This is a genomic window from Haemophilus parahaemolyticus (genome assembly GCF_018373095.1).
In the GTDB taxonomy this organism is placed as follows: Bacteria; Pseudomonadota; Gammaproteobacteria; order Enterobacterales; family Pasteurellaceae; genus Haemophilus_A; species Haemophilus_A parahaemolyticus_A.
This window is the reverse complement of record NZ_JAHAHT010000056.1, coordinates 1-11,294: the sequence shown is the minus strand read 5'-3', so window position 1 is coordinate 11,294 and position 11,294 is coordinate 1. Positions and strand designations below refer to the sequence as shown.

Sequence of the window (11,294 nt, the reverse complement as noted above, 5' to 3'; positions counted from 1 at the left end):
AGTCTTAACAGGTTGTGCACATAATCAAATGGATGCAAAAGCACACGCGGAAGCTCAATTGCAACAACAAGCAGTAATGGGCATTAACTGGATGCAAGATTCGGGCGAATATAAAGCGCTTGCCTACCAAGCTTATAACACGGCTAAAACTGCCTTTGATCACGCGAAAGTAGCTAAAGGCAAGAAAAAAGCGGTGGTAGTAGATTTAGACGAAACGATGCTAGACAACAGCCCATACGCTGGCTGGCAAGTTCAAAATAATAAAGGTTTTGATGGTAAAGATTGGACACGCTGGGTTGATGCTAGACAATCTCGTGCAGTTCCTGGTGCGGTGGAATTTAACAACTACGTTAATTCACATAAAGGTAAAATGTTCTATGTAACCAACCGTAAAGATAGCTCCGAAAAAGCAGGAACAATTGACGATATGAAACGTTTAGGCTTTGAAGGTGTGGACGAGTCAGTGCTTTACTTGAAAAAAGATAAATCAGCGAAAGCTGCTCGTTTTGCGGAAATTGAAAAACAAGGCTATGAAATCGTCCTTTATGTAGGCGATAACTTAGATGACTTTGGTGATACAGTGTACGGTAAATTAAATGCAGAACGCAGTGCATTTGTAAAAGAAAACCAAGAAAAATTTGGTAAAACTTACATCGTATTACCTAACCCTAACTACGGTGGCTGGGAAGGTGGTTTAGCCAAAGGCTATTTTAAAGGCGATGCTCAAAGCAAAATCAAAGCTCGCTTAGATGCAATCCAGGCTTGGGATGGTAAGTAGTTTCCGCTAGTGAAATATAAAAAAACGGCTTAATATTTAAACTATTAAGCCGTTTTTTATGGAGTTTATCTCAACAATGCCTGAATTTTCTGTTCAATCCCTTCCGCATTTAACCCAATTTCTGCATAAGCTTCTGGTTGTGTTGCTTGTGGGATGAAATGATCTGGAATACCGAGCATTGCAAGCGGTTTAATTTTGTTGAACGATTGCAAATATTTATTTACCGCATTGCCTGCACCGCCTTGAAAAGAGCAAGGCAGAATATCAGTTAAGTGGTTCTTTATAAGACAGAAATATTGTATTCAATCAAGGCTAAAACGGGTCAGTTTGGTGAAAACTCAAATTCAGAGTACAATACACCCGATTTTCCTTACTAAATAGAGAATTATGCAAGAAAAAGATCTTTCAACATTTAAGACGTTTAAGCGTTTGTTTCCAACCATTAGCCAATATAAATGGGGCTTAATTGTCGGAGCTGTAGCATTGGTACTCAATGCTTTGGTCGATTCAGGGCTGATTTATCTACTTAAACCGTTACTGGATGAGGGCTTTGGTCAAGCAGATCACGGCTTTTTAAAATTGATGGCAGTGTTAGTGGTGCTATTCATACTTGTGCGTGGTATCACAAACTATCTTGCGAGTTATTGCTTGGCTTGGGTGTCAGGCAAAGTGGTGATGACATTCCGCCGCGATATTTTCCAGCATTTGATGTATATGCCTGTGAGCTATTTTGACCAAAATCCTGTTGGTCGCTCACTTTCACGTGTTACTTACGATACTGAGATGGTAGCGAATTCGTCTTCACACGTATTGGTTACGATTGTGCGTGAAGGCGTTTATTTGATCTCACTCTTTGTGGTGATGATCTATACTAGCTGGCAACTTTCGGTTGTACTTTTCGTGCTTGCACCAATTATTGGTATGTTAATTGCTATTGTTTCTCGCCGTTTTCGTCAATTAAGCCGTAATATTCAAAGCTCGATGGGTGATTTGACCGTAACAACAGAACAGATGCTCAAAGGGCACAAAGAAGTCATCTCTTTCGGTGGTCAGCAGGTCGAAAAAGAACGTTTTGAACGCGTAAGTAACGATATGCGTTTGAAAGGAATGAAAGTGATCTCTGCCGATGGGATTTCTGATGGTTTAGTGCAGCTTATTGCCTCTTTTGCTTTATCGGCGGTGCTCTATCTTTCGACGGTAAAAGGCTTGGATATTGAGGATTTAACTGCAGGTTCATTCACAGTGGTATTCTCTTCAATGATGGCAATGTTGCGTCCGCTGAAATCACTTACTAATGTTAATTCGCAGTTCCAACGCGGAATGGCTGCGTGTCAAACCTTATTTGAATTTTTAGATTTACCGATAGAAGAAGATAAAGGCAAGATTGAAATTAAGCGTGCTAAAGGCAATATTGAGTTTAAAAATGTCTCTTTCACTTATGAAGGCAAAGAGAACCCAGCATTAAATCAGGTTTCATTTAGCATTCCTAAAGGTAAAACTGTAGCGTTAGTTGGGCGTTCTGGCTCGGGTAAATCAACCATTGCCAACCTCTTAACTCGGTTTTATAACATTGATTCGGGCGAGATTTTGCTTGATGGGGTAAATGTTCAAGATTACACGCTAGCGAATTTACGTGAACAATGTTCGATTGTCTCGCAACAAGTGCATCTGTTTAATGACACGATTGCTAATAATATTGCCTATGCGGCAACAGATAAATTCTCGCGTGAAGAGATTATTCAAGCTGCAAAAGTAGCACACGCAATGGAATTTATCGAGAAATTAGATGATGGTTTAGATACCGTTATCGGCGAAAATGGAGCGAGTTTATCAGGCGGACAACGCCAGCGTTTAGCAATTGCTCGTGCTTTATTACGTAATTCGCCAGTATTGGTGTTGGATGAAGCAACTTCTGCATTAGATACCGAATCAGAGCGTGCAATTCAATCTGCCTTGGCAGAACTACAAAAAGATAAAACCGTGCTTGTGATTGCACACCGTTTATCGACGATTGAAAAAGCAGATGAAATCTTGGTAGTCGATCAAGGTAAGATTGTCGAACGTGGCTCGCATAGCGAATTAATGGCACTTGATGGTGCTTATAAACAGCTTCATAAATTACAATTTGGGGCGTAATTAAGCTACTCATTTGAAAAAAGGAAACCTCGCAAATCATTTAGATTGCGAGGTTTTTTTGTTTCTATGTAGTGTTAGCTGTTTCTAACGACCTACCCACTTCCCATCAACATAATCCATAATCCATTTCGTTTTCTTGCCGTTCTTTTCGGAAGTCACATATTGACGTTTCTCTTTACGGCTGAAACTGATGATCGCTGGATTACCTTCAGGGTCAGTTAACGGTGCATCTGCCAAATATTGCAGTTTTTCTGGTAAGCGGTCGCGATATTGGGCTAATTCGCTTACTTTTGCAGGGCGGCTTTCGCGCACTTTCGGGAAGTTATGTGCCGACATAAACACCCCAACCGCACTATCACGCAATACAAAATAGGCATCTGCTTTTTCACATCTTAATTCTGGGAATGGGATTGGCTCTTCACGCGGCGGCGCAACTTCACCGTTTTTCAGAATTTTGCGGGTGTTATCGCAGTTCGTACAGCCCATATATTTACCGAAACGCCCCAGTTTTAAGTGCATATCCGCACCACATTTATCACATTCCACAATAGGACCATCATAGCCTTTAATTTTGAATGTGCCCTCTTCCAGCAAATAACCATCACAATTTGGGTTATTCCCGCACACGTGCAATTTTCGTTTTGGATCGATAATGTAGCTATCCATCGCTGAATCACATTTCGGGCAGCGTTTACGTGCCATTAACGCCTTAGTTTCTGAATCTTCGTCTAAGATGTTAATCAATTCCTCTTCAGGAATTAAATTCATTGTGGTTTTGCAGCGCTCTTTTGGTGGTAATGCGTAGCCTGTACAGCCTAAAAATACACCTGTTGAAGCGGTACGAATTGCCATTTTACGCCCACAAGTTGGACAATCAATATTAGTTGGTACAATGCTGTTTGGCTTCATTCCGCCTTGTAATTCGTCCAATTCTGCTTGAGTGAGTTGCTCGGAAAAATCTTTGAAAAATGCATTTAACGCATCAATCCAATTCTCACGACCTTCTGCAATTTTGTCGAGCGTTTCTTCCATATTCGCAGTGAAATCATAATTCATTAAATCGCCAAATGATTCGTTTAGACGGTCGGTAACAATTTCACCCATTTTCTCTGCATAGAAACGGCGATTTTCCACGTGTACATAACCACGCTCTTGAATAGTAGAAATAATCGACGCATAAGTTGAAGGACGACCAATACCACGTTTTTCCAATTCACGCACTAATGCCGCTTCCGAGTAGCGTGCAGGCGGTTTAGTAAAATGTTGGCTAGGATTAACCGCTTGTAACGCTAATTCTTCATTTAAAGCAACATTTGGTAACTCCTGGTCTTCCGCCGTTTTACCTTGCACAGGTAACACTTTCGTCCAACCATCAAAACGTAAGACGCGGCCTTTCGCTTTCAACTCATAATCGCCAGCTGTTACAGTCAAGCTAGTTGAATCATATTGTGCTGGCAACATTTGGCACGCTAAGAAACGACGCCAAATTAAGTCATATAAACGTTCAGCATCTTTTTCCATACCCGATAAATCCGCCATTGTGACATTTACATCTGATGGGCGAATTGCTTCGTGAGCCTCTTGAGCATTCTCACGGCTAGAGTAGAAATTTGGTTTTTCTGGTAAATATTGCGAGCCGAATTGTTTATCGATATAACCACGAGCCATATTCAACGCATCTTGGCTCAAATTAGTTGAGTCAGTACGCATATAGGTAATATAGCCCGCTTCATATAAGCGTTGAGCCAACATCATCGTTTTCTTCACGCCAAAGCCCAAACGGGTGCTTGCCGTTTGTTGAAGCGTTGAAGTGATGAATGGCGGGCTTGCTTTTGAGCTGGTCGGCTTTTTCTCAATGTCGGTAACGATAAACGCAGATTGTTGCAAGTTTTTAACCGCTTGCATTGCTTCTGCTTCGTTCTTTGCTTGCCATTTTTTGCCGAGATAATTTGTCAGATCAAGCGGTAGTTTTTTGCCATTTGATTGCGTATCCGCCACAATTTCCCAAAACTCTTCTGGTTGGAAGGCTTTGATCTCACGTTCACGTTCTACTAATAATTTTACTGCAACAGATTGTACACGCCCAGCTGACAAACCGCGTGCCACTTTTTTCCAAAGTAGTGGAGAAACCATAAAGCCTACCACACGGTCTAAAAAGCGACGAGTTTGTTGGGCATTCACACGATCTAAATTTAAATGCTCTGGATGTTCAAATGCTTTTTTAATCGCATTTTTAGTGATTTCGTTAAATACCACACGGCTAAAACGGCTTTCATCACCGCCAATCACTTCACGTAAATGCCAGGCAATCGCTTCCCCTTCTCTATCCAAGTCGGTGGCGAGATAGATATGATCGGCTTTTTTCGCCAACGTTTTTAGTTCTGAAACCACTTTCAGCTTATCAGGCATAATTTGGTAATTCGCTTTCCAACCGTGATAAGGGTCAATTCCCATTCGTTTTACCAACGCATTACGTTCTTTTTCTGCTTTAATTTTGGCTTTTTCTTCGGCGCTCATCCCTTTGGTAGAAATTGGTTTTGCTCGTTCTGTTTTCTCTTCTGAGCCACTTTTTGGCAAATCCCGAATATGCCCCACGCTCGATTTCACCACATAGTCACTACCTAAGTATTTATTGATTGTTTTCGCTTTAGCTGGTGACTCAACAATAACTAATGATTTACCCATTGCTATTTCCTAATAATTAAAAAGATAAAGATGCTTTTCCGCTTATTATTTTTACAATAACAAGGCTACAAGCAAATTACAACATAAACGCACAAAATAGGTGGTAATTGCCAAACAAATGTTAGCTTAAGTGTTAAAAATTAGACCATTTAAATTATCTTAGTGCCTAGTCTACAAGTACTAATAGTACTTTTACTAATAAAGCCTCTTTTTCTCATACCAAATACGGTTAATAAACCACATTACTTTACCCGTTGGCGTTTGGACGGTAATTTCATCATCTTCCTGTTTACCAATTAAAGCACGGGCAACAGGGGAATCAATCGAAATCCAATTTTTCGCAGGGTCGAATTCATCGCATCCCACGATGCGATATTCTGCAATTTCACCCGCTTCGTTTTCCAATTCCACCCAAGCACCAAAAAAGACTTTGCCCTCTTGTTGCGGATGGTAATCGACGATTTGTAGCACTTCTAACCGCTTGGAAAGAAAACGCACGCGGCGGTCGATTTCACGCAAGCGACGTTTGCCATAGATGTATTCTGCATTTTCGCTGCGGTCGCCAAGGGCAGCTGCATCAGAAACGGCTTGGGTCACTTTCGGGCGTTCTTCTTTCCATAAGAATTTCAGCTCTTGATCTAACGCTTGCCAGCCTGAGCGGGTAATATAATTCGATTTTGCCATTCTTTTCCCTAAGCACTAAGCAATAAATTTGCTACTGTTCTTACACCAAGCCCTGTTGCACCTGCTGCCCATAAATCACTTGCGGTCTTACGGAAGGTAGCGGAAGCATCAATATGTAACCAATTTTGTTGATAATTTTCCACAAAATAAGAGAGAAATGCACAAGCTGTGCTTGCTCCTGCCCCAACAGGCACCGAGCCAATGTTGGCAATATCTGCAAAGTTTGAGCTAATTTGTGAGCGATGAAACGGCTCAAATGGCAAACGCCAGAAAGGTTCATTTTGATTTTTTGCGGCAGTGAATAATGCTGAAATCCAGTTTTCATCCATTGAAAGTACGCTGTGATAATCATTCCCCACCGCCACTTTTGCAGCACCTGTGAGTGTTGCTGCATCTAAAATCAACTGTGCATTTTGCTTGCTTGCTTCAATTAAACCATCAGCCAACACCAAACGACCTTCTGCATCGGTGTTTAAAACTTCAGCCGTAACACCATTGCGATAGGTAATAATATCGCCCAATTTAAAGGCGTTATGGCTAACCATATTTTCCGCACAGCAGAGATAGAGCTTCACGCGTTTTTGCAAGCCTTGTGCGATCGCTAAACCTAATGCACCTGTAAGCATTGCCGCACCACCCATATCAGTACGCATTGTAGACATTGAATCACTTGGTTTTAAGCTATAACCGCCTGTGTCAAAGGTAATGCCTTTGCCGACTAAACAGGCTAATACAGGCTCATCTGCCTTGCCCGTTGGATTGAAGTCTAATGCTAAGAAAGCAGGCGGATTTTCAGAACCTTTGCCTACTGCCCAAATACCTGAATAACCTTGTTTTTTTAAATCTTCGCCTGAAATAATTTCCGCAGAAATTGCAGAATTCAAGCCTTTTTTAACCGCTTGTTGAGTGACGAACTCAACCGCTTGTTCAGCTAATTGTACAGGTGTTAATTGGTCAGAGGGTTTATTGATGATCGTGCGTGTAAATGTGGTGCATTCAAGGCGAGCATCAAATTCCGTTTGTGCTTCTCCCAAATTAGGGTATTGCACTGAGCCTACATTTTTCACGCTGACGTATCCTTGATGAAATGCCCAGCATTGTTCTAAACCCCAGCCTTCGCCTACAAGCGTTACCGATAAAATGCCTTGATTTTTAATTTTACGAGCGGCTTGCTGAATAGTGATAAATGCTTCGCTCTCAGGCTTTTTGTTAAGATGAATCGTCATTCCATTTTCATTGGCAGAAAGAATGGCTTTTTTGCCCCACTTTTCGGATGCGGGCGTATTTGACAGGGTGATTTGCATTGACATATTGATTCCTTATTTGTGTTAAAACGGTATTTCTCTATTTGTTAGTGAAGAATGAGATTAAAAATATTATACGCCTTAATCTTCACTTTCTAAAATTAAACGCAAAAATTCGCTGTTTTCATCGGCTAACGGTAAATCTGAACCTTGCCATCTTCGCAATAATTGCTGCTGCATCAAATTCAGCGTATCCAATCCTGCCACCATTTCAGGCGTATATTGTTTAGCAATACGAGCCAACTGCGTTAAGCCCAAACTGCTTTCAATGCTTGAGCTAATTACCACACTTATCCCTTGTGAATGGGCTTGCTGAATGAGCGAAACGCATTTTTCAAGCGAACCCGTTAATGTTGGTTTAATCACTATAGCGGTCAAATTAGGTTCGTCTTTTACTAAAAAATGAGGTTCACGTACACTTTCATCCCATGCAATATGGATGCCCGTCATCTCTGCAAATTGGCGAGAAAGTGCGGGTGTTTGGCAAGGCTCTTCAATAAATTGAATGTGAGATCGCAGTGGCTTTACAATTTTCTCGGCAAATTTTACCGCTTGTTCGAGCGAGAAAGCACGATTTGCGTCTAATCTGAGTTGTAAAGCAGGGAACTGCATAAGCAACAAGTTGGCAAGTTCGCCCTCTTTCGCCGCATTAAATCCGATTTTGATTTTGCCTAAATGAGCCTGACAAGCGGTTAATTTTGCCGAAAATTTTGCAACATCACCATCGCATAAAATCGCAGAGCGAAAATCGCCTTCGGGCTGTAATGTTCCGTTTAATTCTGCCAATGCACAGCTGATGCCAAAAGCTACAGAAGGGGCGAAGTTATCCATCAAGTCAGTTGGATTTTCAAACCATTGGCGAACTTGGGCTTCACATTCTGCCAAGGTTTCACGGCTGAAAGTCGGTAGTGGAGCGATTTCTCCCCAGCCGATTTTGCCATTTTTCTCTAGGCGAATAATCAAGCCTTGCCGCTCGGTTAAAGGCTGTTTGCGAAGCACAACGCCAGTGCGACAAGGGATGGTGTAGTGATAGAGTTTTATTTTCATTTGATAAATTTATGAATATCTACTATTTATAGAGAAATGAGTTTAATTTACCCATTCTGCAACGTATCAAAAATCACTTCCGCCAAGGCTTTGGAAATCCCTGGTACAGATTCAATTTCTTCCAACGTTGCCGATTTCACACCTTGCATTCCACCCAAATATTTTAACAACGCTTGTCGGCGTTTGGCTCCAACGCCTGCAATGGCTTCTAATCCGCTTTCGGTAAAGGCTTTTTGGCGTTTTTTGCGGTGTCCTGTAATGGCGTGGTTGTGCGATTCATCGCGAATGTGCTGAATTAAATGCAATGCGGGGCTGTCGGGCGGGAGATGAATTTCCTTATCCCACTTACTAATCAACAAGGTTTCCAAACCTGCTTTACGTTCAACGCCTTTTGCCACACCAATTAAAAGCGGTTTTGATTTATCCCACGACACCTTCAAATTGGCAAAAGTTTCCAATGCACGGTTTAGTTGCCCTTTGCCACCATCAATAAAAATAATATCTGGGATTTTCTCTGGCTCAAGTGGCTTATCATAACGTTTCAGTAAGGCTTGTTCCATTGCAGCGTAATCGTCCCCGCCTGTGATACCTTCAATATTAAAGCGACGGTAATCCGATTTTAGTGGCCCATTTTCATCAAATACTACGCAAGAGGCGACAGTTTGATTGCCCATTGTATGGCTAATATCAAAGCACTCCATTCTTGCAATTTTCGGCAAAGAAAGCACCGCTTGTAAGGCTTCGTAGCGGGTTTTAATATGAGCATCTTGTTGTAATTGCAATGTGAGTGCGGCTTGTGCATTGGTTTTCGCCAAGGCAAGATAACGGCTTTTTTCACCACGCACATTTGCCGTAATGCTCACTTTATGCCCTGCTTGCTCAGACAGCACTTCTTCCAATGCCTTCGCTTCACTCACTTTATGATCAATAATAATCTGGTTCGGAATGGTACGATGCTGGTTCATCTGCAAATAAAATTGCCCAATAAAAGTATCACTCAGCTCTTCAAATTCGGTATGGCTTGGCACTTTCGGGAAGTAACTTCGATTTCCTAAAATCTTCCCCTGACGTACAAATAAAATATGCACGCAAGCAATGCCATGTTGGTAGGCAATGGAGATAATATCCAAATCGTCTAAACGTTCGTTTGAGACAAACTGTTTCTCTTGCACCGCTCGCACCTGTTGGATCTGATCGCGAAAACGTGCGGCTACTTCAAAATCCAACTCTTCCGCTGCCTTTTCCATTTTGCTGATTAAATGCTCAACCACTTGGCTATCTTTGCCTTGCAGAAAGAGTCGCACCAGATTGACTTGTTGATCATATTCCTGTTGCGAATAATAGCCTTCCACACAAGGTGCAAGGCAACGCCCAATTTGATATTGCAAGCAAGGTCTGGAGCGGTTTTTGTAGAAATTATCTTCACATTGTCGAATCGGGAAAATTTTTTGCAGTAAATTCAATGTTTCTCGCACTGCACCTGCGTTCGGGTAAGGGCCGAAATATTCGCCCGCAATTTTTTTACTGCCGCGGAAACTCGCTAATCGCGGATGCTTATGTTTGGTAAGCAAAATGTAAGGGTAAGATTTATCATCGCGGAGCAATACATTGTAGCGAGGCTGATTTTCCTTGATGTAATTGTGCTCCAGCAACAGGGCTTCTGTTTCGGAATGGGTAATGGTTGTTTCAATATAGGCAATTTGTGAAACTAATGCTTCCGTTTTTCGGCTGGCGAGGTTGGTGCGAAAATAGCTCGACAAACGTTTTTTCAAATCTTTCGCCTTACCCACATAGATAATTGTTCCTTTGCTATCATACATCCGATAGACCCCAGGCAGATGTGGCACATTAGCCAAAAACGCTTTGGCATCAAATTCGCTCATTTTCCCCTCGATTGGTTATTGCTAGCTAGTGGTTAGTGAGATATTAAAAGCGGTTATTCTAGCGGGTTTTTTTGTCATTGGACATAACCCAAAAAGTTAGGTAAAAAGCGGTTCAATGATAATTTGAGAGAGTGTAATACAGGTAATATCTAGTTTGTAGGCAACTTAAGTGATGCTATTCTTTTCAATATACGCTTTTAGGCTCTTATCGTAAAGAAATACATTATATTTTAAGCAGAAACGTAACTTTTTTTGTTCAAATTTGATTTACTTCATACTTATTTATATAAATTTTTGCTATCTTTTATCCCTAATTAAAAAGGGGGAAAAGATGAATGAGCGAGTGCAATGGTCTTGTTTAGTCAATAGACAGGCGGAAATTCTGGAATGGGAAGATAAATCTGGGGCGACCTATTTGTCTCAAATTCCATTGATTTCGGGTTATGCTCAAGCGTTGCTCTATTCTCGTTTTAACCGACTTAGTTTTTATTTTCAACATCAAAATTAATGGTTTAAATTTGATTTAACACGCCAACAAGCGGATTTTACATTAGTGCAAGCGGTCAAAAATGAGTTGCCGTTTGAACTAAGTAATGATCTGCCCCCCAAAATTTGGGCTACAGGTTAGTATTTTTGATAATGGCAAAAAATCAGCCGTAAAATTCTGATGTCCGGTGACGGCTTTTGCCTGCACACAAGCAATTCATGATCTTGATCAATAAAAAATACATTAATTAAATTTTTTTCTTTTTGGGCTTGCGCCAACACTTATCCTTT

General features: G+C 41.2%; 8 protein-coding genes and 1 pseudogene. 3 read left to right on the top strand and 6 right to left on the bottom strand.

The genetic code is table 11. The features are described from left to right. Positions 1 to 778, top strand: a 778-nt coding sequence (locus tag KH943_RS06525) for a 5'-nucleotidase, lipoprotein e(P4) family (RefSeq protein ID WP_304109181.1), incomplete at its 5' end; no start/stop codon positions are given. A 65-nt stretch (positions 779 to 843) separates the two neighbouring features. Here KH943_RS06525 and KH943_RS06520 read toward each other — a convergent pair. Further along, positions 844 to 1,029, bottom strand: a pseudogene (locus KH943_RS06520) (hypothetical protein); the annotation flags it as partial. A 136-nt stretch (positions 1,030 to 1,165) separates the two neighbouring features. Between KH943_RS06520 and msbA the strand changes: the two are divergent. Next, complete coding sequence (gene msbA / locus KH943_RS06515; protein WP_304109180.1) at positions 1,166 to 2,914, top strand: lipid A ABC transporter ATP-binding protein/permease MsbA; 1,749 nt, start codon at positions 1,166 to 1,168, stop codon at positions 2,912 to 2,914. 84 nt (positions 2,915 to 2,998) lie between these two features. Here msbA and topA read toward each other — a convergent pair whose 3' ends face one another. The 5 genes from topA to uvrC form a co-directional block, all read right to left on the bottom strand. After that, the gene (topA, locus tag KH943_RS06510) at positions 2,999 to 5,599 is read right to left on the bottom strand and encodes a type I DNA topoisomerase (protein WP_304109177.1); all 2,601 of its coding nucleotides are present in this window, start codon (positions 5,597 to 5,599) and stop codon (positions 2,999 to 3,001) included. 195 nt (positions 5,600 to 5,794) lie between these two features. Beyond that, positions 5,795 to 6,283 (bottom strand): transcription elongation factor GreB, encoded by a 489-nt coding sequence (gene greB / locus KH943_RS06505; RefSeq protein ID WP_304109174.1) that lies wholly within the window; start codon positions 6,281 to 6,283, stop codon positions 5,795 to 5,797. Positions 6,284 to 6,291: 8 nt separating this feature from the next. Continuing rightward, positions 6,292 to 7,587: an aminopeptidase PepB gene (gene pepB, locus KH943_RS06500; RefSeq protein WP_304109184.1), complete on the bottom strand. Its 1,296-nt coding sequence runs from the start codon at positions 7,585 to 7,587 to the stop codon at positions 6,292 to 6,294. 81 nt (positions 7,588 to 7,668) lie between these two features. Next, a complete protein-coding gene (gene menC / locus KH943_RS06495; RefSeq protein WP_304109171.1) occupies positions 7,669 to 8,634 on the bottom strand; it encodes an o-succinylbenzoate synthase in 966 nt (321 codons plus the stop codon). Between the two features lie 47 nt (positions 8,635 to 8,681). Continuing rightward, positions 8,682 to 10,517: an excinuclease ABC subunit UvrC gene (gene uvrC / locus KH943_RS06490; RefSeq protein WP_304109169.1), complete on the bottom strand. Its 1,836-nt coding sequence runs from the start codon at positions 10,515 to 10,517 to the stop codon at positions 8,682 to 8,684. A gap of 331 nt (positions 10,518 to 10,848) precedes the next feature. Here uvrC and KH943_RS06485 point away from each other — a divergent pair, with 331 nt between their 5' ends. Further along, positions 10,849 to 11,025: a hypothetical protein gene (locus KH943_RS06485; protein ID WP_304109166.1), complete on the top strand. Its 177-nt coding sequence runs from the start codon at positions 10,849 to 10,851 to the stop codon at positions 11,023 to 11,025. The last annotated feature ends 269 nt before the right edge of the window (positions 11,026 to 11,294 follow it).

What these genes read in the sequence shown, in the direction of transcription:
- msbA (WP_304109180.1), top strand. Translation starts at nt 1,166, where the DNA reads ATGCAAGAAAAAGATCTTTCAACATTTAAGACGTTTAAGCGTTTGTTT.
- pepB (WP_304109184.1), bottom strand. Translation starts at nt 7,587, where the DNA reads ATGCAAATCACCCTGTCAAATACGCCCGCATCCGAAAAGTGGGGCAAA.
- greB (WP_304109174.1), bottom strand. Translation starts at nt 6,283, where the DNA reads ATGGCAAAATCGAATTATATTACCCGCTCAGGCTGGCAAGCGTTAGAT.
- KH943_RS06485 (WP_304109166.1), top strand. Translation starts at nt 10,849, where the DNA reads ATGAATGAGCGAGTGCAATGGTCTTGTTTAGTCAATAGACAGGCGGAA.
- topA (WP_304109177.1), bottom strand. Translation starts at nt 5,599, where the DNA reads ATGGGTAAATCATTAGTTATTGTTGAGTCACCAGCTAAAGCGAAAACA.
- uvrC (WP_304109169.1), bottom strand. Translation starts at nt 10,517, where the DNA reads ATGAGCGAATTTGATGCCAAAGCGTTTTTGGCTAATGTGCCACATCTG.
- menC (WP_304109171.1), bottom strand. Translation starts at nt 8,634, where the DNA reads ATGAAAATAAAACTCTATCACTACACCATCCCTTGTCGCACTGGCGTT.